Source organism: Sphingomonas oryzagri (assembly GCF_029906645.1).
Taxonomy (GTDB): Bacteria; Pseudomonadota; Alphaproteobacteria; order Sphingomonadales; family Sphingomonadaceae; genus Solisphingomonas; species Solisphingomonas oryzagri.
Genome location: NZ_JARYGZ010000002.1, coordinates 150484 through 176450, shown reverse-complemented (window position 1 = coordinate 176450; position 25967 = coordinate 150484). Strand labels below are relative to the sequence as shown.

Genomic DNA, 25967 nt, shown 5'->3' with positions numbered 1-25967 from the left:
GCCGGCGGGCGCCGGCCCCTGCGCCTCTCAGCCCGCCACCGCGCAGGCCAGTGCCTTGCCCTGATCGTCGGCGATCGCAGCGGCGCGCAGTGCGGCGATACGGGCGGCCGCGCCCGGCGCACCGATCGCCTTGCGCGCCTCGGCCATCACCGTCGCGAAATTGTCCAGGCCGCGCTCGAACGTATCCGAATAGCCCTTGATGAGCTGCTGGCAGGCGAGGATCTCGGCCGCCGCCTCGCAATCGCTGCGCGCGGCCTCGTGCGCGAGAGTCAGCCAGTCGTCGATACGCTCCTGTTCCTGTGCATAGCGCAGCGTCGAGCGGCGCATGCCGCGCAGCGAGGCGAGCAGGCGCAGCATCAGGAACCAGCGCAGGCTGGTCGTCTCCACGTGGCGGCCCTTCGCGAAGCGCGGCTCCAGCCAACGGCGCAACGTGCCGCTGCCGAGGATCAGCGATCCGATCGCGGCGGGCAGCGTCTCGGCGACTTCCTGCAGGCGCGGGTGCATATATTCGGTGACGGTCATCACCTGGTCGGGCGCCAGGCGGACCTCGGCCTCGACGCGCGTGCTGCGGGTGGCGCGCACCTTCAGATCGGCGACGCGGATCGTATCCTCATAGGCCATCCACAAGGCCAGATGGCGCGCGCCCTCGCGGGTGAGGCGCCAGTCGTCGGCGCCATCGTCCAGCTCGGTGAGGCGAGCGAGCCGGTTCAGATAGAATTCGGCATAGGCCCTGTCCTGATAGTCCATCAGGCGGCGGACGCCCTCGATCGCCAGCGTGTGCGCGGCCTCGGGCAGCAGCGCCTCGACCCGCGCCTTGAGCGCGCGGCCGGCCTCTGTGGTCGGCTCGGCGGGGCCGGCCGCCTCGGCCGCGGCGGGGTCGCCCTCCTGCGCGCGGGTGAAGCCCAGCCCGAAGCCCTTGAGGTTGGCCTCGACAGCCTTGCCGCTGTGGCGGATCGTGCCCTCGAACGTCTCGCGGGGGAAGGGCAGGGCGTCGCTCCCGGCCAGCGCGCCGAACATCACGGAACTGATGACGCTTCCCGCCTTGCCGGCGGCGGCGGCCATGTCGAAGCCGATGAAGCGCTGCGCCCGTCGCCCGGCGGCATCGAGGATGCGCTGGCCCGCGCCGGTGCCGTCGCCCATCGCGGACTTTTCGGAGATCGCATAGACGCGGTGGGTCGATCCGATCAGCGTGGTGCGGTCCTCGCTGACGAAACCGCGCAGGATGGCGCGGCCCGCCTCCATCAGTTCCGACGCGATGACGATATCGACGTCGCCGGGCACGGGCATCATCGCCAGCACCGGATCGGGCCGGTTGGCCCCGCCCGCGCCGGCGCGGATCAGTTCGATATAATAGACGGTCGATCCGGTGCGCTGGGCGACGCCGGGGACGGAGGTGCCCTGTGCGACATAGCCGTTGGAGCGCGCCAGTTCCTGGATCCATTCGGCCAGCACGCCGCCGCCCTCGCCACCGAGCGCGAGGATGGCGATGGTGATGCGGTCGCGATCGGTGGGAAGCACGAAGTCCATCAGAATGCCCTTGCGGCGAGGCTGCGGGCCTGCCGTTGTTGGAGCCAGCCGATCACCGCGCCGCGCACGCGCGCCCTGGTGCGATCCCAGCGCGTCGGGTTGGTGACGATGCTGGCCTTGTAGAAGGACGGGCAGAGCACGGCGGCATGCGCCACCTCGCCGCAATTGCCGCAGCCGACGCAGCTGTTGTCGATATGCGTGACGGGATGCTGGCGCAGCGGATCGGGGTTCGGCTTCACGCTGAGCGACGGACAGCCCGACAGGCGGATGCAGGCGTGATCGCCGGTGCAGGTATCGGGATCGACGCCGAAGCGCTCGCGCACCACCCGCTTGCCCTCCTTCGCCGCCTTGGCGAGCAGCGGCTTCACCCGACGCTGCTTGTTGAGCATGCATTCGGATTGCGCGACGATCAGCTTCGGGCCTTTTTCGGGGCTGGTCAGCGCCTCCTTCAGTGTGTCGCGCATGCGGGCGACATCGTAAGTCCGGGTGAGTGTCTTCGCCCACTTCACGCCGATGCCGCGTGCCGCCTGCTCGATCGGGTGGTTCGTCGCGCGGGTGTCGTTGTTCGCGCGGGAGGAGAGGATGTCCTGGCCTCCGGTGGCCGCCGAATAACCGTTGTCGACAACGATGGTGACGGTCTCGTCCTGGTTGAACACCGCGTTGCCGAGGCCGGAGGTGAGGCCGTTATGCCAGAAGCCGCCGTCGCCCATCATCGCGACGGCGCGCTTGCCTTCCGGCTTGAAGGCGGAGGCCGCTGCCGTGCCGAGGCCGTAGCCCATCGTCGTGTTGCCGATGTGGAAGGGCGGCAGGATCGAGAAGAGGTGGCAGCCGATGTCGGCCGAGACGTGCAGTTCGCCCAGCTCGCGCTGGACCAGCTTCATCGCCGAGAAGATCGGCCGCTCGGGGCAGCCGGTGCAGAAGCCTGCCGGGCGGCCCGGCACCGTCTTCGCCAGGTCCGGATCGGCCGGGGCGAGGGGAAGCGTCGCGGGCGCGCGATCGGGGGCGTGGGCCTGCAGGAAGGCGATCACGCCGTCGCGGATCACCTGCCCTGAATATTCGCCGGCGCGCGGCATGATGTCCTTGCCGACGATCCGCGTCTGCAGATCGGCCTTGCGCACCAGCGTGTTGAGTTCGTGCTCGATGAATTCGGGTTGGCCCTCTTCCAGCACCAGCACCGCCTTCTTGCCCGCGCAGAAGGCGCTCACCTCTTCCGGGATCAGCGGATAGACGGCGTTGAGGCAGTAGATGGGCACCTGCGCGCCGCCATAGGCGTCGGACAGGCCGGCCAGCTCCAGCGCGCGGTTGAGTGTGTTGTAGAGGCCGCCCTGGACGATGATGCCGATCTCGTCCTTCTCCGGGCCAAACCATTCGTTGATCCGCCGCTCGGCGATGAACTTCTGCGCGGCCGGCCAGCGATCGCGGATCTTCTCGATCTCGTGCTGGAAGATGGCCGGTGGCAGCACGATGCGCTCGACGTCGCGGCGCGGATTGGCGGCAGCCTGACCGACCGTCATCGCCGGGCGTTTATTGTCCTTGGCAACGAAGCTGCCGGTCATGTGGCAGCTCCTCACCCGCATCTCGATCATCACCGGGGTATTGGACGCTTCGGACAGCTCGAACCCGGTCTCGACCATATCGACGATGGTGGTCAGGTTGGGGCGCGGATCGAGCAGCCACATCTGGCTCTTCATTGCAAACGCATGCGTGCGCTCCTGCATGATCGAGGAGCCTTCGCCATAATCCTCGCCGATGATGATCAGCGCGCCGCCGGTGACGCCGCCCGAGGCGAGGTTGGAGAGCGCGTCGGACGCGACGTTGGTGCCGACCACCGATTTCCACGCGACCGCGCCGCGCAGGGGGTAGTTGACCGATGCGGCGAGCATCGCGCCCGCCGCCGCCTCGCTGGCGTTGGATTCGAAATGGACGCCGAGTTCGCGCAGCAGCGGATCGGCATCGGCGAAGACATCCATCAGGTGGCTGATCGGCGATCCCTGATAGCCGCCGACATAGGCGACGCCGGCCTGCAGCAGCGCCTTGGTCACGGCGAGGATGCCTTCGCCCTCGAAACTCTCGCCGGCGCCGAGGCGGAGCTTCTCCACCTCCTTCTTGAAGCTCCGCTCCGCCATGCCCGATTACTCCGCGACGAGCGCGAGCACGCGCAGCGGGCTGCCCGATCCGCCCTCGATCTTGAGCGGGGCGGAGACGATCACCGCGCCGGTCGGCGGCAGTTGGTCGAGATTTTCCAGGCATTGCAGGCCGTAGCGGCCGGCGCCGTGGAACAGGGTATGCGCGGGGTAGGGCGGGTCCATCAAATGCGCCTGCCCCGCATCGGTGCCGATCGTCTCGACGCCGAAGCCGTGGGCGTCGCGCTCCTCGATCAGGAAGCGGCACGCCTCGGGATCGGGACCGGGGGTGTGGGCGCCGTCTGCGCGGCGGTTGGTGTAGGCGTCGCCGGAGCGCTTCGACCAGTCGGTGCGGAACATCACCCAGCTCTTGGGCGGGATCGGCCCATGTTCCGCCTCCCACGCTTCGATCACGGCGCGGGTGAGCTGGAAGTCCGCATCCTCGGCGCATTGCGCCGAACAGTCTATTACCACGGCGGGCGCGATGAAGTCGCTCGGTCTGATCGCATCGACCGTGTTGTCGGCCAGATCCTTGCCCGTCACCCAGTGGATTGGCGCATCGAAATGCGTGCCGGTATGCTCGCCGACTGTGAAGTTGTTCCAGTACCAGGCGACGCCGCGATCGTCGTAGCGGGAGATTTCCTCGCGCCTGAACGCCGCCGTCTGGCCGAACGGTTCGGGCAGGACGAGCAGCGGCGTATCTTCCGAAAGCGTCTGGGTCAGGTCCACGGTGCGGATCGCGCCGCTGGATACGGCCTGGGCGAACTGGGTGAGCGTGGCGAGCGACATATGCACCGACCCTCTTTGTTGTTGTGCGAATCGAAAGCTGCGCTAAAAAACGTGCATATGCAATCAATTTTGCGCCAAAATCTTCGATGGTTGCCCGATCAGGATCGCGCGGATAAGCCTGCATCGACAGGAGAGCAGGGCTTGGACAACCGCATATATGGCGATCCCGGAACGCCGGCGTTCCGGGTGGAGAAATATCCCTTCTACCTGCTCAACCGGCTGGTCGGCCGCTACAACGGCATCATCGAGCCGCGGCTGCGCGCGATCGGGCTGGATATCCCCAACTGGCGGGTGCTGATGATCCTGGGCGAAGCGAGCCCGCGCGGCGTGCGGGACATCGCCGATGCCGCCGTCATCCCGCTCTCGACGATGACGCGGATCGTGCAGCGCATGGCCGCCGCCGGCCTCGTCGCGTGCGAACCGAGCCGCGAGGATGCGCGCGTGACGATGGTGACGCTCTCGCCGCTCGGCGAGGACAAGCTGGCGGAGGCGCGGGCCGCGACCTCGCCGGTCTACGCGGCGATCACGCGCGGGCTTTCGGCGCGCGATTTCGATCGCCTGATCGGGCTGCTCGACCAACTGCACCTCAACCTCGACGGTTTCGATCCGTCCTGAGGCCCTACGATGAACGGAGTATCCATGTCGCTTGAACGCTATTCGTCCGGCACCCGCTTCGAGGAGATCGCGGCCTATTCGCGCGCCGTCGCGGACGATCTCTACATCCACGTCTCCGGCACCGTCGGCGGCGATCCGCAGACCGGCGCAATGCCCGACGCGGTGGAGGACCAGCTCGCCAACATCTTCGCCACGATCGAGCGCGCGCTGGCGCATTTCGGCGCGGGCTTCGCGGACGTGACGCGCAGCCGCGTGTTCATCGTCTCGGCCGACGTGCTGATGCCGGTCGCCGCCGCGCTCAAGGCGCGCTTCGGCGATTGCCCGCCGACCAACACCACGCTGATCGTCGGCATCCCGGCGCCGGGCGCGAAGGTGGAGATCGAGGTTACGGCCCGACGGCCGGGCTAAGGGTTTTTGATAATCCGCCTTTCGGCGGATGGCCGGTGCGGCCTCGAAATGCGCCCTTCCGCGCATTTCCAAAAGACGCTTACTGCCCGAAGCCGATCATCTTGGTGACGTCGGTGGCGTTCCAGCGGATATGCTCGCAGAGCGCCGCGACCGCGCCATCGGCATCGCCCGCGACGATGAGATCGAGGATGCGCTGGTGCTCGGCATCGCTCTCCTCCTGCGTCTGGTTGGACAGGAAGCGCTGCATCTTGAGATATCGATCGGCGCGCATCAGCAGATTGTCGAGCAGCTGGAGCGACAGGGGCTGGTCGGCCGCCTCGTACAAGGTCCGGTGGAAATCGAGGTTGAGGCCGGCCCATTCGGCCATGTCCTGCGTCTTGCGCGATTGCGAGACGACATTTTGCAGATGCTCGATCTGCGCGGGTGTGATGTTGGCGATGGCGGCGCGCAGCAGATACGGCTCGATCATCAGCCGCAGCGCGTAGATCTCCTCGATCTCCTTCACCGACAGCTTGGGGACGACGGCGCCGCGATATTTCTCGCGGATCACCAGCCCCTCGGCCTCCAGCTGGGCGAGCGCCTCGCGCACGGGGATGCGGCTGACGCCCAGCTCCTGCGCGATCAGTTCCTGCCGGATGAACTGATCCTCGGCATAATGACCGGCGAGGATCCGCTGCTTCAGGACGCGGGCGACGTCGACCGATGTCGTGCTTCTGGCCAGCTTGCCGTCATTTGCCGTCGTCGCCACTGAGAATCCCGTCCTGTCCGTGGTTTAATTTAGCGCCTCCTTGTGGAAGCGACCATCCTTCATGATCGCCAATATGGCATTCCGGCCCTCGTTCAACAGGCCGATATCGACGCTCGGATCGCCGTCGACGACGATCAGGTCGGCGAAGGCGCCGGGGGCCACGCAGCCGAGCTTTCCGGACTGGTTCAGGATCTCGGCATTCACGGCGGTGGCCGATTTCAGGATGTCCATCGGCTTCAGCGCATCGGCGCGCAGCTCGAACTCCTTGGTCTGCGCGGCGATCATCTCGCCCATCAGATCGGTACCGAAACCCATGGTCACGCCGGCGTCGCGGCAGATCTCCAGCATCTGCAGCCCGGCCTCGTTCACCTCGGCGAGCTTGCGCTTCACTTCGGGGCGCAGGCCGTATTCGTCGGCATTGTCGGCGGATTCGCGGTAGCAGATGAGCGTCGGCACCATGAACGCGCGCTTCTCGGCCATGAAGAGCGCGGTCTCGCGATCGACGAAATTGCCGTGCTCGATGGTGCGGACGCCGCACTCGACGGCGCGGCGGGTGCTCTTCGCGGTGTAGCTGTGGGCGGCGACATAGGTGCCCTTGGCGGCCGCCTCGTCGACCGCGATGCGGATCTCCTCCAGCGAATATTGCGTGTTGTCGAGCGCGTCGTGTGGGCTGCCGACGCCGCCGGAGACCATGATCTTGATATGGTCGGCACCCTTGCGCAGCTCGTTGCGGACGGCGACGCGCACCTTGTCTGGCCCGTCGGCGAGCTGGCTCATGATGTCGTGAACGGAGGTGCAGGCGCAGGGCAGGGTGTCGTCGGTGCGGTGGCGGTGATCGCCGTGGCCGCCCGTCTGGCTCAGCGCGCGGCCCGAGACGAACAGGCGCGGCCCCTCGACCAGCCCGCTCTCGATCGCGGTCTTCATGCCCCAGTCGCCACCCGCCACGTCGCGGATGGTGGTGAAGCCGCGCATCAGCATCGCGCGGACGCGGTGGCTGGCATGCGCCATCATCAACGTGTGCGGCATGCCATGCTCGCGCGCGGCGTTGAGGTGGATCGAATAGACGTGGACGTGCGCGTCGATCAGGCCAGGCATCAGCGTGCGGCCCTTGAGATCTATCATCCGCGCGCCCACGGCCGTGATCGGCGTGTCGGACACCTCGCGGATCACGTTGCCCTCGACGAGGACGTGCATGTCGGGCCGCGCGGTGTCGGCGATGCCGTCGATCAGGGTGGCGTTGGTGAAGAGGATCATGGGAACTCCGGAAGGCATCAGGCGAGCGCGGCCTTGGCGCGGCCGTGACGGTTGGCGATCGGCGCGATCGCGAAGACGATGACAGTGAAGATGACGAAGTGGATGACGGCACCCCAGCCGAGGCCGACGGGGCCGGCCGCCTGGATCGCCATGCCACCCAGCCACGCGCCGAGCGACGATCCTGCCGTCATCGCCGCGGAGGAGGCCGCGGCCAGCCGCCCGGCGGGATCGGCCAGCGAGAGGATGCCCATCACATAAGGCGTGATGAACAGCGACAGCAGCATGAAGGCCGGCACCGCGGTCGAAAAGGCCGTGGCGGTGGCGACGTAGCCGACCACCAGCATCGCCGCGATCTTGAGGGTGATCGCTACCAGCATCGGCACGCCATAGCCGAAGCGCGTGTCGATCGCGCGGGCGAGGCCTGGCCCGGCGATGGTGAGGAAGGCGGAGAGCGAGAGGACCGCGCCGATCGCCTTCACGTCCATGCCGTCGCGCACGCCGATCCGTTCGATGAAGGTGAAGACCATGTTGTGGCCCGACCACAGGATGATCAAAGCCGCGAAGGCGAAGAAGCCGAACGCCGGCAGATCGCGCAGCTTAAGCCCGCTAATCTCGCTGGCGGACAGGCGATCGGCGGGGAAGAAGGGCATGAACAGCGCGCCGACCACCGCGACCCCGCCCATCGACAGGAAGGCACCACCGGCACCGTCCCATGTGATCGCATAGGGCACGACAAGGTAGAAGAAGGTGGAGAACAGCGCGTAGACGACGTTCAGCACCGCGAAGGCGCGTGTCGGCCGAGCCGATCCCGCCGCGAGGCTGAACACGATCGCCACCACCAGCCCCTTGCCCAGCCCGCACAGCATCCGCGCGGCGGTGAGCATCAGCTCGCTGTGCGCGAAGGCCGAGGCGACGTTACCGGCGACGAGCAGGATCACGCCGACCAGCACGGTCGGCCGGGTGGGGAAGGACTGGATACGCAGAGCGACAAGCACCGAGACGATGGCGACCGCCAGGAACTCCATCGATCCGATGCGACCGGCGGCCGCCTCGCTCAGATGCAGATCCTGGATCACCGCGCCGACCCAGAGCGGCATCACCATCTGGGAGGAGAAGCCGCAGCAGACGACGAACAGCAGGGCCGTCCATTGCAGGACGGTGAAGTTGCGCTCGCCCGGCGTGGCGGCGGGGGACCCTCCCGGCGCCACGATCAGGCGGCCACGCTGGAGATGCCGTCGGCGATGTCGGCGGCGCGGGCTTCGGCCGTGCGCTTCGCCGGATCGCCATAACCGCCACCGCCGCCGGTCTCGGCGACGAAGCGGTCGCCGGGGCGGAGCTGCAACTGCTCGACCTTGTTGATGACGAAGCCCTCCGGCTTGTCGGCGTTGTAGACGGTCACCTTCGGGGCAGCGCCGTCCTGGCCGCCGAACAGGCCCCATTCGGGCGTCGTGGATCGATCGAAGTGGAGCGTCACACCCATGTCGGCGAGCGCCTCATATTCCTTCACGACGTTCTGGCCGCCGCGATATTCGCCATCGCCGCCGCTGTCCTTGCCGAGTTCCAGCCGGCGGATGATGACGGGGGTGCGATATTCCAGCGTCTCGACCGGCATGTTGCGGAAATCGCCCGCCGCGCTGTGGATGATCGCGCTCGGGCCATCTCCTCGGGCGGAGGCGCCCCAGCCGCCGTCCAGCGCCTCGCCGCTGGTGAAGCCCTGGCCGGTCTTCGGATCCTTGCCGATCAGGAAGATGTTCCAGCTGTCACCCGGAAGGCCCGCCGCGACATGCTCGGGCAGCACGTCGGACAATGCCTTGATGATCAGGTCGATCAGCAGCATCACCGGGTGCGGGCGCATACAGGGGGCGGGGGCCTCGGCGGCGTAGATGGAGCCGGATTCGGCGATCACGTCCATCGCGCGGAAGCTGCCGTCGTTGATGTCGGGCTCGCGCTCCGGCATCAGCAGAGCGAGCGCGAGGCGCACCGCCGAGACGGTGTTGGCATAGCCGGTGTTGAGGTTGCCCGGCCGCTGCGCCGCCGAACCATGCGTATCGACCGTCATGTGGTCGCCCGCGATCGTCACCGTCACCTTGGAGACGACCGGTTCGTCGGTAACGCCGTCATTATCGGACGTGCCCTCGGCGGTGTAGATGCCGTCGGGGATGGAGCGGATGAAGCCGCGGAACTTGGCCTCGGTGGCCGAGAAGATCTGCGTCGCGCAGGCTTCCAGCATGTCCTGCCCGAAGCGGCCCTTGAGCCACTTCATGCGCTCGGCACCGAGCCGGATCGCGGCGATCTGCGCCTTGAGGTCGCCCATCAGCGTCTTGGGCACGCGGCTGTTGAGGCAGAGCAGGTCGATCACGTCGCGCACCCACTCGCCGCCTTCCATGATCCGCGTCGGCCCCCAGCGCACGCCTTCCTGGAAGATGTTGCGGCTGTTGACCGGGAAGCCCGGCTCGGCGGTGCCGATGTCGGCCCAGTGGGCGCGCACCGCGATGAAGCCCAGCACCTCTTCCTCGTCGGCGATCACGCCGATCGTGTCGACGTCGTTGAGGTGGCCGCCGGTGATGTAGCTGTCGTTGACGGTGAACACATCGCCCGGCCGCATGCCGTCGAGCCCATAGCGCTCGATCGTCGCGCGAAGGCCCGCGTCGAGGCCGCCGGTGAAGAGCGGCAGGCCGGCATATTGGCCGAGCAGCCGCGCCTGCCGGTCGAACAAAGCGATGCCGTAGTCATGCGCCTCGTAAAGGATCGGCGAGTAGGCCGATCGCGCGATCATCGCGCTCATGTCGTCGGCGATCGCGTTGTACGCGTTGCGGACCACCTCGCTGGTGATCGGATCGGGATTGATGCTCACGCTTGCGCGCCCTTCCAGGTGAGGATGAGGTTGCCGAGTTCGTCGATGCTGGCGGTGAAATCCGGCGGAACGATGGTGGTGCAGGTCGATTCGCCGACCACGCACGGGCCGGAGATGCTGTCGCCCTTGGCCATCGCGGCGCGGCTGACGAAGCGGGTCTCGCACGACACACCGTCGAACATCACGGTGCCGAGCCGCTCCGGCGTGGCCGCTTCCGCCACCGCATCCTCGGCACCGATCAGGGTCGCGGCGTCGAGGCCGGTGCCGCCGGTCGCGCGCAGGCGCAGCGTCGCGGTTTCCAGCACCTCGTCCGGATTGCTGTGGCCGAAGGTGGCGAGATAGGCGGCATCGAAATCGGCGCGGAGCTTTGCAGCGGCGGCCGCCGGATCGGCGAAGGCCGCCTTCTCGACGATTACGCCGATCGCATGCTCCTGCCCGGCATAGCGGATGTCGAGCGTGCGCAGGAACGATACGCGATCCGCCGCCGTGCCCTCGCGGACGAGCTGATCGCCGAGATCCGCCTCCAGCGCCGAGAAGCGCGCGTCGAGATCGGCCCAGTCGAGCGCATCGACCGGCTGGAGCAGGGTCTCGGCGCGATCGTGCACCAGATCGGACTGGAGCATGCCCCAGGCCGAGAAGGCGCCCGCCGCGCGGGGCACTACCACCGTCTCGATGTTGAGCAGCCGCGCGATGTCGGCGGCGTGCATCGGGCCGGCGCCGCCATAGGCGACCAGCGCGAAATCGCGCGGATCGATGCCGCGGCGCACAGTGATGGTGCGGATGGCGTTGGCCATCTGCTCGTTGATGACGTCGAGGATGCCCTGCGCCATCGCATCGCCCGAAAGGCCGAAATCCTTGGCGAAGCCGGCGATGGCGTTGCGGGCGAGGGTGGCGTCCAGCTTCAGGTCGCCGAACGCCACGCCGTCTTCCAGCCGCCCGAGCGCGATATTGGCGTCGGTGACGGTCGGCTGGGTGCCGCCGTGGCCGTAGCAGGCCGGGCCGGGCCGCGCGCCGGCGCTCTGCGGGCCGACGCGGAGCGCACCGGTGTCGTTCCAGGCGAGGCTGCCGCCGCCGGCGCCGATCGTGTGGATGTCCACCATCGGGGCGAGGATCGGGAAGCCGCCGACCTCACGCTCGTTGCGCACCGCCGATTCGCCGTCGATGACGAGGCTGGCCTCGAAGCTGGTGCCCCCCATATCGATGCAGATCAGGTTGGGCATGCCGGCGACCGCGGACAGCGCACATCCCGCGACATTGCCGCCGACCGGGCCGGAGAGCAGCGAAAGGATGCCCTTGTCGCCCGCATCGTCGGCGCGCATCAGGCCGCCGTTGGACTGGAGCAGGAACAGCCTGGTCTCCGCCTTGGCGCGTAGCGCCTCCAGCAGATCGGCGAGGTAGCGGCTCAGGATCGGCGAGGTGTAGCCGTTGATCACTGCCGTGCTCGTCCGCTCATATTCGCGCCATTCGCGGCAGACCTCGTGGCTCGGGCCGATCAGCACGTTCGGCAGCTTCGCGCGCAGCGCCGCGGCCACCGCCGCCTCGTTCGCGGGGTTGCGGTAGCTGTGCAGCAGGCAGATCGCGACCGCCTCGTAGCCGCCGGCCTCGATCGTCGCGGCGAGGGCGTCGAGTTCGGCCGCGTTCGGCGCCGTCTCGATCGATCCGTCCGCCAGCGTGCGCTCGTCCACCTCGAAGATGTCGCGGCGCGCCACCAGCGGGGCGGGGTAGCGGAAATGCATGTCGTAAGGCTGCGGGCGGTTGCCGCGCCGCATCTCGTAGACGTCGCGGAAGCCCTTTGTAGCGACCAGCGCCATCTTCGCGCCCTTGCGCTCCAGGAATGCATTGAGGTGGACCGTGGTGCCGTGCAGCACGGTTGCCGCCGTGCCCGAACCGATCCCCGCCTTGTCCAGCGCGTCGATCACTGACGGCCAGAAGAGGGGCGGGGAGGACGGCACCTTGACCGTCGAGAACCGCTTCGTCTCGCCGTCGAACATGGCCAGATCGGTGAATGTGCCGCCCACGTCGATGCCGACATGCGCCCGGACGCTACCCATTTCATCTCCGAGAGTCGCTGAAAGTCCTCTCTGGGTTACCGCGCAAAAAAAATTGCACAAGATGGATATTGAATATTGGATCCAAAAAAATTCCGTGTATCAAAGAGGGCAAGGACGCCCCATCCGATGCGGCGTCTCTGCCTATCCGGGGAGAACGACATGAAGATGGTGTGGGCGGCCGCGATGGCCGGTGTGTCGATGGCGGCGCTGGGCGCCGGGGCCGTGCAGGCGCAGGACGCGACGTCGGCCGCCGCCGCGCAGGCATCCGACAACGAGATCGTGGTCACGGCGCAGCGCCGTTCGGAAAAGCTGCAGAACGTGCCGATCTCGATCAACGCCTTCACCGGAAAGCAGCTTCAGGAACTGCGCGTGACGACGGCGGCCGATGTTGCCAACATCTCGCCGGGCGTGTTCGTTACCGGATCGCGCGGGGATCAGAACCCGGTCTTCTCGATCCGCGGCCTGAGCCTCAACGACACCTTCTCGAACAACAACCCGGAAGTCGGCATCTATGTCGACGACGTGATCCAGCCGTTCACGCCGATGATGTCCGGCCAGTTGTTCGATCTCCAGCGCATCGAGGTGCTGAAGGGGCCGCAGGGCACGCTCTACGGGCGCAACACCACCGCCGGCGCGATCAACTTCATCAGCGTGAAGCCGTCGCAGCAGACGAGCGGCTACGTCACCGGCACCTGGGCGCGGTTCGGCCGCAAGGAGCTGGAAGGGGCGTTCGGCGGCGGCGTGACGGACACGCTGGCGGTGCGCTTCTCCGGCAAGACGGTGCAGCAGAGCGGCGGCTGGCAGTATAACGACCTGACCGGCCAGACCATCGGCAAGGTGCACGACGTCTCGCTGCGCGCACAGGCGCTGTGGACGCCGACCAGCCGGCTGACCGTCTCGCTGGAAGGCACCTACCTCTACGACAAGAGCCAGCCGCAGCAGCGCCAGCATGTCGGCTATTACGCCGCCGACGGCTCGGGCGCCTTCTGCGCGGCGGGCCTCGCCGGCTATCGCGATCCCAACACCTGCGTCGATCTGCTCGGCTATCACGACACCGATCCGAACCAGCGCCACGTATCGGACGGCTCGATCTACGGCACCTGGTCGGTGGCGCACGGCGCCGGCGTGAACCTCAACATCGGTTACGATCTCGGCGCGGCCAAGCTGACCGCCATCTCCGCATATAATTACTACAACCGCTCCTCGCCGGACGATTCCGACGGATCGCCCTATGTCGAGCTGGACGGGCTGTTCAGCGACAAGATCCAGTCCTTCACGCAGGAACTCCGCCTCGCGTCGAACGGCTCCGGCCCGTTCACCTGGGTCGGCGGTCTCTATTATTCGTGGGATCGGATCGGCGGCGACACGCTGCAGGCGCTGGACGATTTCCCGTTCCACACCCGCGTCGACACCTCCTACGTGCAGACGACCAATTCCTACGCCGCGTTCGGCCAGGCGGGCTATGCGATCACGCCGAAGCTCAAGCTCACCGGCGGCCTGCGCTTCACCCGCGACGAGAAGCGCTACACGTATGATGCGGTCGACCTGAACCCGTTCGGCGATTCCAGCCTGCCGCCGACCGCCGGCTTCGTGCAGAACCACGTCAACCAGAGCAATCTGTCGGGCAAGGTCGGTCTCGACTACAAGCTGACCGACGACGCCATGGTTTATGCGAGCTACAGCCGGGGCTACAAGGCGGGCGGCTTCAAGGCGGCGATCGCCTTCAACCCCGACGAGACGACGCCGTTCCGCGGCGAGACGGTCGACGCCTACGAAGCGGGCGTGAAGACCACCTGGCTCGACGGCAAGCTGACCCTCAACGCCGCCGGCTACTACAACAAGTGGCATAATTTTCAGGCGAGCGTGACGATCATCGAGAACGGCGTCAGCGTCATCACGCTGGCCAATGCCGGCGACGCGCGCACCTACGGCTTCGAGGCCGAGGCCGATTACAAGCCGACCCGCAACCTGTCGCTGCGCGTGACCGGCAACTGGCTGAGCAGCAAGATCACGAAGTTCAACACCCAGCCCGGTTCGGACGACTTCACCGGCAACCAGCTGGCCAACGCCCCCAAGCTCACGCTCGACGGCCAGGCCCGCTGGGAGACGCCGATCGGCAACGATCATGTCGGCGTCTACATCCTCGGCGACGCCTCTTACCGCAGCAAGACCTACTTCTCGCTGGCCGAGCGCGGGCAGAATTCGCAGGCCGGCTACTGGCTGCTCAACGGCCGGATCGGCGTCCACGATCGCAACGACAAGTGGGAAGTGGCGGTGTTCGGTAAGAACATCCTGAACAAGCTCTACATCTCCCAGTCCTACGATAATTGGGGCGGAGCCTTCCCGTCGTCCAACTATCTGGGCGATCCCGCCACCTACGGCGTGCAGGTCACCTTCCGCTACTGATGCCATCCTTCCGGCCGTCGCTCGGGCGGCGGCCGGATCTCCGGTGATCCATGCACGATCGATCGAACAATCTCTGGTGGGCGACGGCTGGCGAGCGCGCCGTCGCGCCCGCTCTCAGCCGGCAAACGAAGGCTGACATCGCCATCGTCGGCGCCGGCATCATGGGCACGTCGGCCGCGCTTGCCCTTGCCGAAGCCGGCGCGGACGTCGCCGTGCTGGAAGCGGGCGAGGTCGGCGAGGGGGCCTCGTCGCGGCCCGGCGGCTTCGTCGTTCCGCACTTGAGCGTCGGCTCGCCCGACGAGGTGCGAGAACGGATCGGCGACATCGCCGATACGCTGCTGCCGATGGTCGGCCGATCGGCGCAGGCGGTGTTCGACCGTATCCGCGCCTACGGCATCGACTGCGACGCGCGGCAGGGCGGCTGGTATCATCCCGCGCACGCTGTCGGCGCCATGGAGCGGGTGAGGGACATCGTCATCCAGTGGGAGCGGCTCGGCTTCCCCGGCGAGATGCTCGATGCCCGGCAGACCGCCGAGCGTACCTCGGCGCAGGGTTATGTCGGCTCGTGGTTCGCTGCCAGCGGCGGCACGCTGCATCCCCTGCGCTATTGCCGCGGGATGATGGACGCCGCCGCCGCGCGTGGCGCGCGGCTCTACGAACGGTCCCGCGTCCTCGGCATCGAAGCGCAGCCGGGATCCTACCGGCTGGTGACGGAGCGGGGTTCGCTCGTCGCCGACCGGGTGCTGGTATGCACCAACGGGCTTTCGTCCGCGCTCGCACCGTCGATGACGGCGACGATCGTGCCGCTGCGCGTCTGGCAATGCGCAACCGAGCCGCTGCCCGCCGAATGGACCGCGCATCTCTTCCGGAATGGCGAGTGCCTGTCCGACACGCGCCGCAACCTGTTCACCTATCGGGTCGACAGCGAGGGCCGGATCGTGACGGGCGCGCTCGATGCGTTCGCCACCTCGCCCAAGCGGAGCGCCGCGATCATGGCGCGCCGGCTGAAGGCGATGCTCGGCCTGCCGGACGTGCCCCGCATCCAGCATATGTGGTGGGGCGACAGCTCGCTCTCCGCGCCGCGTTACCCCGCCTCGATGGTGGTGAACGGCGGCATCATCTCGGCGTCCGCCTGCAACGCGCGGGGCATCGCGCTGTCCAGCGTGGTGGGCGAGGCGCTGGCCGACCATCTGCTCACCGGTGCGCCGCTGCCGCTGCCGACGCTGGGTGGAGCCAGCCGTGCGAGCGCCGGGCTGCAATCCCGGCTCAGCAATTTCTACCCCCATATCGCGCCGCTGCTCGACTGGCTCGACGCCCGGCGCCATGACTGAGGACATTATGAGCGAACATCCCATCGTCGCCTTCTTCACCTGGTGGAACGGAGCGATGCGCGACCCCGCCGAGCTGACCCCGGAAGGCTTTGCGCGCTTCTTCACCGAAGATGGCCGCCTGATCGTCAACGGCAATCTGCGCGCGACCGGCTGGGAGGCGATGGCGACCCATTATGCCGCGATCGCCGCGCGCTGCGAGGAGGTGGCGATGGTGCTGCCGGTGGAGGAGGGCTTCGCGACCAAAGAGCGCGCCTTCGTCCACTGCCGCACCCACGTCATCGCCGACGGCAAGCAGGCGGCCGAAGAGGCGATGGCCTATGCGATCGTCGAGGACGGGCGGATGGCGCTGCTGCGCGTCGTCTCGCTCTCGGTCTGAGGCGCGCCATGGTCAGGCTTGCCGCCCGCGTCACCGCGACGTCCAAGAAGAGCTACGGCATGTACGAGCAGGCGCTGGCGCTCGATGCCGCCGGCGTCGATCTCGTCCATCTGGAGTTCGGTCGCCCGATCCACGACACGCCTGCCCACATCAAGGCGGCGACCGTCGCCGCGCTGGAGGGGGGCCACGTTCATTACAGCGACATGATGGGCGAGCGCGCCTTTCGTGACGCGATCGCGATCAAGCTGCGCGCCTTCAACCATATCGAGGCGGCGCCGAACGAGATCCTCGTCACCAACGGGCTGACGCAAGGGTCTTATGCGGCGTTCATGGCGCTGATCGATCCGGGCGACGAAGTGATCCTGCTCGATCCTTACTACCCGCAGCATGTCGGCAAGATCGAAATGGCGGGCGGCAAGATCGTCACCGTGCCGCTCGATGCGGACAATGATTTCGCGATCCGCGCGGACTGGGTGGAAGCCGCCGTCACACCGCGCACCCGCATGATCGTGATGGTGAACCCGGCCAACCCCACCGGCCGCGTCTACACACGCGAGGAACTGGCGGCGCTGGCCGACGTCGCGATCCGCCACGATCTCGTCGTCGTGTCGGACGAGGTGTACGAATATATCACCTTCGGCGAGGCCGATCATGTCAGCATCGCATCGCTGCCGGGGATGAAGGAGAGGACCGTCTCGCTGTTCGCCTTCACCAAGGCTTATGCGATGGACGGCTGGCGGCTGGGCTATGCCGTTGCCGACGCCAGCCTGATGCCGGGCCTCGTCAAGATCTCGACCAGCGCCGTCACCCACGTCAACGCCTTCATCCAATATGGCGGGCTTGCCGCCGTCACCGGGCCGGAAGCGCCGGTCAGCGAGATGGTGGCGGACGACAAGGCCAAGCGCGATCTCGTCGTGCGGCGGATGAACCAGATGCCGGGCGTGCGCTGCCCCTCGCCGCAGGGTACGATCTACGCCTTTCCGGACATCACCGGCACCGACATCGGATCGCAGGCGCTGGCCGAGCGGCTGCTGAACGAGGCGCATGTCGTCGTCGAGGCGGGCAGCTTCTACGGCGCGAAGGGTGAGGGACACCTGCGGGTCTGTTTCGGATCGGAGACGATCGAGCGGATCGACCTCGCGCTTGACAGGATGCAGAGCTTCTTCAACGGCCTGTAATCCGAACGGGCGGCTCGCCTCGCCCGGCCGCCCGACCCGCTTGCTTCATGGAAGATCCTTGCGCCCTCTCGCCACCGAACTGCCCGGCTCGCTGATCCGTACCATCGCCAATGCCGCGATGGGGCGGGAGGACGTCATCCCGCTTTGGTTTGGCGAGAGCGACCTGCCAACGCCGCGGGCGGTGGTGGAAGCCGCGAACGCCAGCCTCAGCGCGGGCGATACCTTCTACGGCCCCAATCTGGGCATCGCGCCGCTCCGTGACGCGCTGACCGGCTACCTGGCGCGGATCCACGGCGCGGACCTCTCGGTCGACCAGATCGCCGTCACCTCGTCCGGCCTCAACGCGATTCTGCTGGTGCTCTCTGCGATTGTCGATCCGGGCGATGAAGTGGTGGTGGTGACGCCGACATGGCCGAACCTGATCGCCGTGCCGCGCGTGCTGGGTGCCGTCGTGCGCGAGGTGCCGCTGCGGCTCGACGGCGCGCGCTTCGTGCTCGATCTCGATGCGATCGTCGGGGCGCTCGGGCCGCGCACCCGTGCGGTGATCCTCAACAGCCCCCACAACCCGACCGGCTGGCGGATGCCGGCCGCCGATATGGCGCGACTGGTGGACGAGCTGGGCCGGCGCGGCGTCTGGCTGATCGCCGACGAGGTCTATGCCCGCATCCTGCGGCCCGGTGCCGACACGCGCTCCTTCCTGTCGCATTTCGACGATGCGGGGCGGGTGATCGTCGTCAACAGCTTCTCGAAGACCTGGGCGATGACCGGGTGGCGGCTCGGCTGGGTGGTGGCGCCGCGCGCCTTTGTGGCGGCGCTGGAGCGGCTGATCGAGTTCAACACTTCCTGCGCGCCGGGCTTCGTCCAGCGGGGCGGCATCGCCGCGCTCGGGCCGGAGGGGGATGCCTTCGTGGCGATGCAGGCGGAGCGGCTGGAGGCGGCGCGCGCCGCCGCCGTGGCGGTGCTGGCGAAGGATCCGCGCATCCTGGTCCCCGAGACCGAGGCGACCTTCTACCTCTTCCCCCGCGTCGATGGCCTCGCCGACGGCGAGGCACTCGCCTGGCGCGCGATCGAGCATGGCGTGGGCATCGCGCCCGGCGAGGCCTTCGGCGATGTCGGGCGGGGCCATATCCGCCTCTGCTTCGCGCGCGATCCCGCCGCGATCCGCACCGCCGCCGACAGACTGCTCGCCGCGCTGCGCTGAGGGGCGCCGCGCCGCATATTGCGCACTGCCCCGATATACTTTAGACATAAAATAAATCGGAGGTTCCGCAGATGCGTGTCGCATGTCTCGGTGGTGGCCCGGCGGGGCTGTATTTCGCGATTTCGATGAAGCTGCGCGATCCGTCGCACGACGTCGTCGTGATCGAGCGGAACAAGGCCGGGGACACGTTCGGCTGGGGCGTCGTCTTCTCCGACCAGACGCTCGCCAACCTGCGCGCCAACGATCCCGCCAGCGCCGCGACGATCGAGGCCGAGTTCGCGCATTGGGACGATATCGAGGTGGTCGTCGGCGATCATGTCGAGCGATCGGGGGGGCACGGCTTCATCGGCATCGGCCGCAAGCGCCTGCTGCAGATCCTGCAGGATCGGGCGCGCGCGCTCGGCGTGCGGCTGGAGTTCGAGACCGAGTTCGATTCCGATCTTTCGGCCTATGCCGACTACGACCTGATCGTCGCGGCGGACGGGATCAACAGCCGCATCCGCACCGCGCATGAGGATCGCTTCGGCGTCGACATCCAGACGCGCGCCAACAAATTCATCTGGCTCGGCACGCCGCGCCTGTTCGACGCCTTCGGCTTCCTGTTCGAAGAGACCGGGCATGGCTGGATCTGGGCGCACGCTTACCGTTTCGACGAGACGCGATCAACGTTCATCGTCGAATGTTCGGAAGCGACGTGGCAGGGCCTCGGCTTCGACACGATGGAGCAGGCCGACGCCATCGCCGCGTGCGAGCGTATCTTCGCGCGTCACCTGCATGGCGAGCCGCTGCTGACCAATGCCGGCCACCTGCGTGGGTCGGCGGCGTGGATCAATTTCCGCCGCGTGCTGTGCGAAACCTGGTCGTTCGACAATGTCGTGCTGCTGGGCGATGCCGCGCACACGGCGCATTTCTCGATCGGATCGGGCACCAAGCTGGCGCTGGAAGATGCGATCAAGCTGGCCGAGGTGATGAGCCGCCCCGGCGTCGCCAGCGACAAGGCGGGGATGCGCGCGGCGCTCGCCGAATATCAGAACGAGCGCCATGTCGAGGTGCTCAAGATCCAGAATTCGGCGCGCAACTCGACCGAATGGTTCGAGACGCTGCATCGCTATATAGGATTCGCGCCCGAACAGTTCGCTTACTCGCTGCTCACCCGCTCGCAGCGCGTCAGCCACGAGAATCTCCGCCTGCGCGATCCGCGCTGGCTGGCGGGGATCGAGCGCTGGTTCGGCGCGCGGGCCGGACGCAACGACGACGCGCCGCCCGCCCCGCCGATGTTCGCGCCTTATGCGCTGCGGGGTTTGCAACTCGCCAACCGCGTCGTGGTGTCGCCGGTGCTCACCTATGCGGCGGGGCCGGACGGGTGCCCGAGCGACTTCCACCTCGTCCACTACGGCGCGCGCGCGATGGGCGGGGCAGGGCTGGTCGTCACCGAGATGACGGCGGTGTCCGCCGATGGCCGGATCACGCCCCATTGCCCCGGCCTCTATGACGACGCGCAGGTCGCGGCGTGGCGGCGGGTCGCCGATTTCGTCCACGCCAACAGCGCCGCGAAGCTCTGCGTACAGCTCGGGCATGCAGGCGCGCGCGGTGCGACGAAGCCCGGCTTCGTCCAGCCGGACGTGCCGCTGGCGGACGGCGGATGGCCGCTGATCTCCGCCTCGGCCGAGCGCTACAAGCCCGACAGCCAGGTGCCGGTCGAGATGAACCGCGCCGACATGCGCCGCGTGGTCCGCGATTTCGCGCTCGCCGCCACCCGCGCCGCCGATGCCGGCTTCGACATGATCGAGATCCAGGCGGGCCACGGCTTACTGCTGTCGAGCTTCCTGACGCCGCTGATGAACCATCGCACCGACGAATATGGCGGCAGCCTGGAGAACCGGCTGCGCCTGCCCGTCGAGGTGGTGCGCGCGGTGCGCGAGGCGTGGGGCGAGGCGCGCCCGATCGCGGTGCGTATCTCGGCGAACGACTGGGCGGGCGAGGCTGGCGTCACCCCGGCCGAGGCCGTGCGGATCGCCGCCGCGCTGCGCGATGCCGGCGCGGACCTGATCGACGTGTCGGCGGGCGAGACCTCGGCCACCGCCAAGCCGGTCTATGGCCGCATGTTCCAGACGCCCTTCTCCGATCGCATCCGCAACGAGGGCGGCTGCGCGACCATGGCGGTGGGCAACATCTTCGAGCCGGATCACGTCAACTCGATCCTCGCCGCCGGCCGCGCCGATCTGGTCGCGCTGGGCCGGCCCCATCTGGCGGACCCGGCGTGGACGATGCGGGCGGCGGCGCAGGCCGGCTATCGCGATCTCGCGGTGCCCAGGGCCTATGCACTCGGCCAGTCCCAGCTCGCGCGGACCTTGCAACGTCAGGCGGAAGCGTCATGAGACGGTTCGGTCTGGGGGAGCGACAATGAGCGGACGACTACGGGAAAAGCATGACGGGGCGTTGGCCGCCCGCACCGACGTCCGCGTGTGGCTGCGCCTGCTCAGCTGCTCGACGATCATCGAGAAGCGGCTGCGGCGGCGCTTCGTCGCGCAATATGACACCACGCTGCCGCGCTTCGACGTGATGGCGACGCTGGAACGCCATCCGCACGGCGTGACGATGGGGGAATTGTCGCGCACGCTGCTCGTCTCCAACGGCAACGTGACGGCGCTCGTGCGACAGCTGGAATCCGATGGCTTCGCGGTCAGCCGGCCCGCGCCCGAGGACAAGCGCTCCTCGATTGTCGCGCTGACCGATCGGGGCCGCGCGCATTTCGCCGAGCTGGCCGACGCCCACCACGCGTGGATCAAGCGGATGTTCGCCGGCATGCCGCGCGACGACAAGACTGCATTGTACCGGCTGCTGGCGACGCTCAAGGCGTCGATCGCGGCCGACGAAGAGGAGCCTGAATGACCTTCGTTTCGCAGCAGGAGGTGCGGTTCGCGCATGTCGATGCCGCCGGTATCGTCTTCTATCCCCGCTATTTCGAGATGCTCAACGCCGCGGTCGAGGATTTCTTCGCGCAGCATGTCGGCGTCGATTTTCGCACGATGCATCTCGATCGCGGGATCGGCGTGCCGACCGTGAAGCTGGAGAGCGAATTCGCGACGCCCGGCCGGCTCGGTGACCGGCTCGATTTTCGGATCGACGTGGCGCGGGTCGGCCGCTCGTCCGTGGAGCTGGCGATCGAAGTGCGCTGCGGCGACATGCTGCGCTTCACCGCCCGCCCGGTGCTGGTGTGCATGGACCTGAAGACCGGCCGTCCGCTGGCCTGGCCGATCGACATGCGCCCGCAGGAAGCCGCCGAAGCGGCCTGAACGTTCGACGGGGCGGCCTTCAAAAGAGGGGGGTGAGGCCGCCCCGCCCGGCTCAGCCTGCCACCACGGGGTGGCGCAGCTTGCCGATTCCGCCGACCTCGGCCTCGATCACGTCGCCCGGCCACACCCACTCCTGCGGATCGCGGCCGGCGCCGACGCCCGCCGGCGTGCCAGTGGCGATGATGTCGCCCGGCTCCAGCGTGATGCCCTGGCTGATGTCCGAAATCAGGAAATCGACCTTGAACAGCATGTGCTTGGTGTTCGAACGCTGCTTCTCGACGCCGTTGACGGTGAGCCACAGATCGAGCGTCTGCGGATCGGGGATCTCGTCGGCGGTGACGATGCACGGGCCCATCGGCGCGTAGCTGTCCTGCCCCTTGGAATAGATCCACTGGCCGGCGCGGCGGTTGTCGCGCGCGCTCATGTCGATGCACACGGTGTAACCGAACACGTGGTTGAGCGCGTCCTCGGTGGCCACGCGCTTCGCCGTGCGGCCGATCACGCAGGCCAGTTCGACCTCCCAGTCGAGCTGCTGGGTGATATCGGCGCGGTGCACCACCGGGTCGCCCGGTGCCACCACCGTGGTCGGCGGCTTGGAGAAGATCACCGGCTGTTTGGGCAGATCCTTGGACGTGTCGAGCGACTTGGCGCTCTCGGCGACATGCTCGACATAGTTGAGGCCGATGCCGAAGATGTTCTTGCGCGGGCGCGGGATCGGCGCGAGCAGCGTGACGTTGACCAGCGGCAGCGCGCCGCCGACCGGCCAGCGGCCCTTGGCCTCCTCCAGCAGCGCCTTCAGCTCGGTGAGCGCCACCGGGCCGAGATCGATGAAGTCGAGCATCCGCGACGGGAAGGGGACGTCGTAGCGCTCGCCGAGGATGGCGACGTCGATGACGAGATCGTCGACCAGCACGCCGAGCCGGCCCTCCGCTTCGACGGAGGCGCGATAGGTAACGAGACGCATGGCGGTCCTTTCAGGAAAAGATCAGGAGAGGACGGGCTGGTGCCCGCCATTTTCGGCAAGGCCCTCGGCCCGGTAGAGACCGAGCGCGCGCATCACCGGCAGATCGTGGAACGAAAAGAGGCAGGCGTCGTCGCTGGCCGATCCGTTGACATGCTCGTGCCACATCCAGCTCGGCACGACGAAGATGTCGCGCTCCTTCCAGTCGAGCCGCTGGCCGTTGACGATGGTGTGGCCGGATCCCTTGGCGCACTGATAGACGAACGAGCCGACCTCGCGATGCGCCTTGGTGTGCTCGCCGGGGCGCAGCAGCTGCATGGATGCGCCCATCGTCGACATGGGCGCACCGCCGGTGAACGGGTTCACATAGTCCATGTGGATGCCGTCATAGGGCGATCCGTCGGTGACCTTGCTGTATTTGAGCAGCGCCTCGTAGGTCGGCTCCCACTCATATTTCAGCAGCGGCGAATAGCGCTTGGACCAGGTTTCGCCGGCAGGCTTGAGCGCGGGGTTGCCCCATGTCGCGGTCGAATCGTCGACCGGGAAGCTCACCGCCTGCTGCAGATCGGGATGGACCTCGTAGAAGTTCGCGTCGAGCGCGTTCATCAGCGGGATGTCGAGCCCGTCCTGCCAGGTGCAGACGGTGCCGTTCTCAGCGACGCCATGCTCGTGCCAGGTGCCATTGGGGGTCAGCACGAAGTCGTTGCGGCCGAGCGTCATCTTGTGGCCGTCGACGTTGGTGAAGGCGCCCGATCCCTCCATGATGAAGCGCAGCGCCGAAGCGGAATGGCGGTGGCTGGAGGCGAGCTCGCCCGGTCCCATCACCTGGATGCCCGAATAGAGCCAGCCGACCGCCGCTGTCACGTCGCGCCGGCCAGGATTGGCGAGATAGACGACGCGGCGGCCGGCCTGCTCCGGCGTCACCAGTTCGAGCGCGCGCATCACATGATCGCGCAGCCGGTCGTAATGCCACACGATCGGCACCGATTGGGTGATCGGCTCCCACGGCTCGATCTTGTTGGCGACCGTCCACAGCGCGCCGGCACCCTGCGCCTCCAGGTCACGGTAGAAGTCGACCAGCTCGGCGGTGTCGGCGACGTTGGCGCGGCCGATCATCTCTTCGCGATAGTCGTCGTAGCTCTCGGTCGCCATCGGTTGCCCTTCCGTGAAACTGTTATAGGCTTAAAATATATTGCACCGCGCTGTCAACGCGACCAGAAGGATGCCATGGCTTTCGCGGGAGATGGCGTATGACCCAGTCTGTTTCGGGCACCTACAAGGCGGCGGTGGTGCAATCGGCATCGGTGCCGTTCGATCCGATGGCCTCGGCGGAGAAGGCGGCGCGGCTGGTGCGCGAGGCTGCGGCTGGCGGCGCACGGCTGGCTGTGTTCCCCGAAGTGTTCCTCGGCGGCTATCCCAAGGGGGCCTCGTTCGGCACGCCGGTCGGCATGCGCAAGCCCGAGGGGCGGGATGCCTTTCGCCGTTATCACGAAGGCGCGATCGATCTCGACGGACCCGAGGTCGCCCTCGTCGCGGAGGCCTGCGCGGAGACGGGGCTGTTCGTCGTCATCGGCTGCCTCGAACGCGACGGCGGGACGCTCTACTGCACGGCCCTGTTCTTCGATGGCGCGGACGGCCTCGTCGGCAAGCATCGCAAGCTGATGCCGACCGGCGCCGAGCGGCTGATCTGGGGCTTCGGCGACGGATCGACGATGCCGGTGTTCGACACCTCGCTCGGCCGGATCGGCGCGGTGATCTGCTGGGAAAACTACATGCCGGCGCTGCGCCTCGCGATGTACGACAAGCGCGTGAGCATCTATTGCACGCCGACCGCCGACGATCGCGACACCTGGGCACCCTCGATGCAGCATATTGCGCTGGAGGGGCGCTGCTACGTCCTCTCGTCCTGCCAGCACATCACCCGTGCGGCCTTCCCCGACGATTACGAATGCGCGCTCGGCGACGATCCCGATACGATCATGATGCGCGGCGGCAGCGTGATCGTCAGCCCCCACGGCCAGATACTCGCCGGGCCGGACTTCACGCCGGAAACGATCCTCTATGCGGATATCGATCTGGGTGAGGTGGTGCGCGGCAAGTATGATTTCGACGTGGTCGGCCATTATGCCCGCCCCGACGTCTTCCGCCTGACGGTGGACGAGACGGCGCAGTCGGCCGTCGTCCGCAAGGGATAAGGCATATGGACTTCGACATGCGCGCGCTGCCCAAGGCGAGCCGCTACAAGATCCTCGGATCGTGCGTAACGCCGCGTCCGATCGCGTGGGTGACGTCGCGATCGGCGGACGGGCTGGTCAATGCCGCGCCCTACAGCTTCTTCAACGTGCTGGGCGACGAACCGCCGACGATCGCGCTGGGCATGCTCCGGCACGGCGAAGGGCGGCTCAAGGACACGCCGCGCAATATCGTCGAGACCGGCGAATTCGTCGTCAATCTCGTCAGCGAGGATCATGGCCAGGCGATGAACCTCACCTGCATCGACGCGCCCGCCGACGTGAGCGAGGTGGAACTGGCGGGGCTGCAACTGCCTGCCAGCATCCAGGTCGCGCCGCCGCGCATCGCCACGGCTCCGGCCAGCTTCGAATGCCGCGTGCTGCACGCGATCGAGACGGGGCCGGACCAGATGGCGGTGATCGGCGAGGTGGTCCACGCCCACGTCCGCGACGAATTCATCGAGGATCCGGAGCGTCTCTACATCGACACGCTCGCCATGAAGCTGCTCGCGCGGATGCACGGTGCCGGATGGTACAGCCGCCAGACCGACCTGATCCAGATGACGCGCCCGACCTGGGCCGAGCGTATGGCGGACGGCGCGGCGTAGCGCGCCGCCG

Annotated in this window: 22 protein-coding genes; 12 read left to right on the top strand and 10 right to left on the bottom strand. The window is 67.6% G+C overall.

Features of this window, described 5'->3' with window-relative positions:
- Nucleotides 1-27: 27 nt before the first annotated feature.
- The 3 genes from QGN17_RS14900 to QGN17_RS14890 are packed head-to-tail and all read right to left on the bottom strand — an operon-like array spanning nucleotide 28 to nucleotide 4439.
- Nucleotides 28-1527: an indolepyruvate oxidoreductase subunit beta family protein gene (locus tag QGN17_RS14900; protein ID WP_281045386.1), complete on the bottom strand. Its 1500-nt coding sequence runs from the start codon at nucleotides 1525-1527 to the stop codon at nucleotides 28-30.
- Complete coding sequence (locus tag QGN17_RS14895; protein WP_281045385.1) at nucleotides 1527-3653, bottom strand: indolepyruvate ferredoxin oxidoreductase subunit alpha; 2127 nt, start codon at nucleotides 3651-3653, stop codon at nucleotides 1527-1529. The genes QGN17_RS14900 and QGN17_RS14895 overlap by 1 nt, the downstream gene beginning before the upstream one ends.
- A gap of 6 nt (nucleotides 3654-3659) precedes the next feature.
- Nucleotides 3660-4439 (bottom strand): cyclase family protein, encoded by a 780-nt coding sequence (locus QGN17_RS14890; RefSeq protein ID WP_281045384.1) that lies wholly within the window; start codon nucleotides 4437-4439, stop codon nucleotides 3660-3662.
- A 141-nt stretch (nucleotides 4440-4580) separates the two neighbouring features.
- On the opposite strand from QGN17_RS14890, the gene QGN17_RS14885 reads away from it, so the two are divergent.
- Nucleotides 4581-5054, top strand: coding sequence for a MarR family winged helix-turn-helix transcriptional regulator (locus QGN17_RS14885; protein ID WP_281045383.1), 474 nt, complete (start codon nucleotides 4581-4583; stop codon nucleotides 5052-5054).
- A gap of 24 nt (nucleotides 5055-5078) precedes the next feature.
- On the top strand, nucleotides 5079-5462 hold the full coding sequence (locus tag QGN17_RS14880; protein ID WP_281045382.1) for a Rid family hydrolase: 384 nt from the start codon (nucleotides 5079-5081) through the stop codon (nucleotides 5460-5462).
- A gap of 79 nt (nucleotides 5463-5541) precedes the next feature.
- On the opposite strand, the gene QGN17_RS14875 is transcribed toward QGN17_RS14880, so the two are convergent.
- Genes QGN17_RS14875 through QGN17_RS14855 form a run of 5 tightly spaced genes read right to left on the bottom strand, consistent with a single transcriptional unit; the run spans nucleotide 5542 to nucleotide 12369 of the window.
- Complete coding sequence (locus QGN17_RS14875; RefSeq protein ID WP_281045381.1) at nucleotides 5542-6210, bottom strand: GntR family transcriptional regulator; 669 nt, start codon at nucleotides 6208-6210, stop codon at nucleotides 5542-5544.
- 24 nt (nucleotides 6211-6234) lie between these two features.
- Entirely contained in the window at nucleotides 6235-7464 is a 1230-nt protein-coding gene (locus QGN17_RS14870; RefSeq protein ID WP_281045380.1) for a metal-dependent hydrolase family protein, read from the bottom strand.
- 17 nt (nucleotides 7465-7481) lie between these two features.
- Complete coding sequence (locus QGN17_RS14865; protein ID WP_281045379.1) at nucleotides 7482-8672, bottom strand: MFS transporter; 1191 nt, start codon at nucleotides 8670-8672, stop codon at nucleotides 7482-7484.
- Between the two features lie 2 nt (nucleotides 8673-8674).
- The gene (locus QGN17_RS14860) at nucleotides 8675-10318 is read right to left on the bottom strand and encodes a hydantoinase B/oxoprolinase family protein (protein ID WP_281045378.1); all 1644 of its coding nucleotides are present in this window, start codon (nucleotides 10316-10318) and stop codon (nucleotides 8675-8677) included.
- Complete coding sequence (locus QGN17_RS14855; protein WP_281045377.1) at nucleotides 10315-12369, bottom strand: hydantoinase/oxoprolinase family protein; 2055 nt, start codon at nucleotides 12367-12369, stop codon at nucleotides 10315-10317. The genes QGN17_RS14860 and QGN17_RS14855 overlap by 4 nt, the downstream gene beginning before the upstream one ends.
- A gap of 159 nt (nucleotides 12370-12528) precedes the next feature.
- Between QGN17_RS14855 and QGN17_RS14850 the strand changes: the two genes are divergently transcribed.
- From QGN17_RS14850 to QGN17_RS14815, 8 genes are all read left to right on the top strand, one after another.
- On the top strand, nucleotides 12529-14775 hold the full coding sequence (locus QGN17_RS14850) for a TonB-dependent receptor (RefSeq protein WP_281045376.1): 2247 nt from the start codon (nucleotides 12529-12531) through the stop codon (nucleotides 14773-14775).
- A gap of 50 nt (nucleotides 14776-14825) precedes the next feature.
- Complete coding sequence (locus QGN17_RS14845) at nucleotides 14826-16106, top strand: NAD(P)/FAD-dependent oxidoreductase (protein ID WP_281045375.1); 1281 nt, start codon at nucleotides 14826-14828, stop codon at nucleotides 16104-16106.
- Nucleotides 16099-16482, top strand: a complete 384-nt coding sequence (locus QGN17_RS14840) for a hypothetical protein (protein WP_281045374.1) — start codon at nucleotides 16099-16101, stop codon at nucleotides 16480-16482. The genes QGN17_RS14845 and QGN17_RS14840 overlap by 8 nt, the downstream gene beginning before the upstream one ends.
- 8 nt (nucleotides 16483-16490) lie before the next feature.
- Nucleotides 16491-17660: a pyridoxal phosphate-dependent aminotransferase gene (locus QGN17_RS14835; RefSeq protein ID WP_281045373.1), complete on the top strand. Its 1170-nt coding sequence runs from the start codon at nucleotides 16491-16493 to the stop codon at nucleotides 17658-17660.
- Between the two features lie 58 nt (nucleotides 17661-17718).
- Nucleotides 17719-18861, top strand: coding sequence for a pyridoxal phosphate-dependent aminotransferase (locus QGN17_RS14830; protein WP_281045372.1), 1143 nt, complete (start codon nucleotides 17719-17721; stop codon nucleotides 18859-18861).
- Nucleotides 18862-18932: 71 nt separating this feature from the next.
- Complete coding sequence (locus QGN17_RS14825) at nucleotides 18933-21239, top strand: bifunctional salicylyl-CoA 5-hydroxylase/oxidoreductase (RefSeq protein ID WP_281045371.1); 2307 nt, start codon at nucleotides 18933-18935, stop codon at nucleotides 21237-21239.
- Nucleotides 21240-21264: 25 nt separating this feature from the next.
- Nucleotides 21265-21753 carry a MarR family winged helix-turn-helix transcriptional regulator gene (locus tag QGN17_RS14820; RefSeq protein WP_281045370.1) on the top strand — a complete coding sequence of 163 codons (489 nt, stop codon included), beginning with the start codon at nucleotides 21265-21267 and terminating at the stop codon, nucleotides 21751-21753.
- Nucleotides 21750-22157, top strand: coding sequence for an acyl-CoA thioesterase (locus QGN17_RS14815; protein WP_281045369.1), 408 nt, complete (start codon nucleotides 21750-21752; stop codon nucleotides 22155-22157). The genes QGN17_RS14820 and QGN17_RS14815 overlap by 4 nt, the downstream gene beginning before the upstream one ends.
- A gap of 52 nt (nucleotides 22158-22209) precedes the next feature.
- Here QGN17_RS14815 and QGN17_RS14810 read toward each other — a convergent pair whose 3' ends face one another.
- Both QGN17_RS14810 and QGN17_RS14805 read right to left on the bottom strand, forming a co-directional pair.
- Entirely contained in the window at nucleotides 22210-23121 is a 912-nt protein-coding gene (locus QGN17_RS14810; protein ID WP_281045368.1) for a fumarylacetoacetate hydrolase family protein, read from the bottom strand.
- A 21-nt stretch (nucleotides 23122-23142) separates the two neighbouring features.
- On the bottom strand, nucleotides 23143-24270 hold the full coding sequence (locus QGN17_RS14805) for a cupin domain-containing protein (protein WP_281045367.1): 1128 nt from the start codon (nucleotides 24268-24270) through the stop codon (nucleotides 23143-23145).
- A 98-nt stretch (nucleotides 24271-24368) separates the two neighbouring features.
- Between QGN17_RS14805 and QGN17_RS14800 the strand changes: the two genes are divergently transcribed.
- Entirely contained in the window at nucleotides 24369-25313 is a 945-nt protein-coding gene (locus QGN17_RS14800) for a carbon-nitrogen hydrolase family protein (RefSeq protein ID WP_281045366.1), read from the top strand.
- A gap of 5 nt (nucleotides 25314-25318) precedes the next feature.
- Entirely contained in the window at nucleotides 25319-25957 is a 639-nt protein-coding gene (locus QGN17_RS14795) for a flavin reductase family protein (protein WP_281045365.1), read from the top strand.
- Nucleotides 25958-25967 lie beyond the last annotated feature (10 nt).

Bases quoted from the DNA above. Each gene is read 5' to 3' on its own strand.
- QGN17_RS14800 (WP_281045366.1), top strand. From the start codon at position 24,369: ATGACCCAGTCTGTTTCGGGCACCTACAAGGCGGCGGTGGTGCAATCG.
- QGN17_RS14895 (WP_281045385.1), bottom strand. From the start codon at position 3,653: ATGGCGGAGCGGAGCTTCAAGAAGGAGGTGGAGAAGCTCCGCCTCGGC.
- QGN17_RS14880 (WP_281045382.1), top strand. From the start codon at position 5,079: ATGTCGCTTGAACGCTATTCGTCCGGCACCCGCTTCGAGGAGATCGCG.
- QGN17_RS14805 (WP_281045367.1), bottom strand. From the start codon at position 24,270: ATGGCGACCGAGAGCTACGACGACTATCGCGAAGAGATGATCGGCCGC.
- QGN17_RS14890 (WP_281045384.1), bottom strand. From the start codon at position 4,439: ATGTCGCTCGCCACGCTCACCCAGTTCGCCCAGGCCGTATCCAGCGGC.
- QGN17_RS14815 (WP_281045369.1), top strand. From the start codon at position 21,750: ATGACCTTCGTTTCGCAGCAGGAGGTGCGGTTCGCGCATGTCGATGCC.
- QGN17_RS14825 (WP_281045371.1), top strand. From the start codon at position 18,933: ATGCGTGTCGCATGTCTCGGTGGTGGCCCGGCGGGGCTGTATTTCGCG.
- QGN17_RS14855 (WP_281045377.1), bottom strand. From the start codon at position 12,369: ATGGGTAGCGTCCGGGCGCATGTCGGCATCGACGTGGGCGGCACATTC.
- QGN17_RS14870 (WP_281045380.1), bottom strand. From the start codon at position 7,464: ATGATCCTCTTCACCAACGCCACCCTGATCGACGGCATCGCCGACACC.
- QGN17_RS14835 (WP_281045373.1), top strand. From the start codon at position 16,491: ATGGTCAGGCTTGCCGCCCGCGTCACCGCGACGTCCAAGAAGAGCTAC.
- QGN17_RS14795 (WP_281045365.1), top strand. From the start codon at position 25,319: ATGGACTTCGACATGCGCGCGCTGCCCAAGGCGAGCCGCTACAAGATC.
- QGN17_RS14810 (WP_281045368.1), bottom strand. From the start codon at position 23,121: ATGCGTCTCGTTACCTATCGCGCCTCCGTCGAAGCGGAGGGCCGGCTC.
- QGN17_RS14820 (WP_281045370.1), top strand. From the start codon at position 21,265: ATGAGCGGACGACTACGGGAAAAGCATGACGGGGCGTTGGCCGCCCGC.
- QGN17_RS14850 (WP_281045376.1), top strand. From the start codon at position 12,529: ATGAAGATGGTGTGGGCGGCCGCGATGGCCGGTGTGTCGATGGCGGCG.
- QGN17_RS14840 (WP_281045374.1), top strand. From the start codon at position 16,099: ATGACTGAGGACATTATGAGCGAACATCCCATCGTCGCCTTCTTCACC.
- QGN17_RS14845 (WP_281045375.1), top strand. From the start codon at position 14,826: ATGCACGATCGATCGAACAATCTCTGGTGGGCGACGGCTGGCGAGCGC.
- QGN17_RS14900 (WP_281045386.1), bottom strand. From the start codon at position 1,527: ATGGACTTCGTGCTTCCCACCGATCGCGACCGCATCACCATCGCCATC.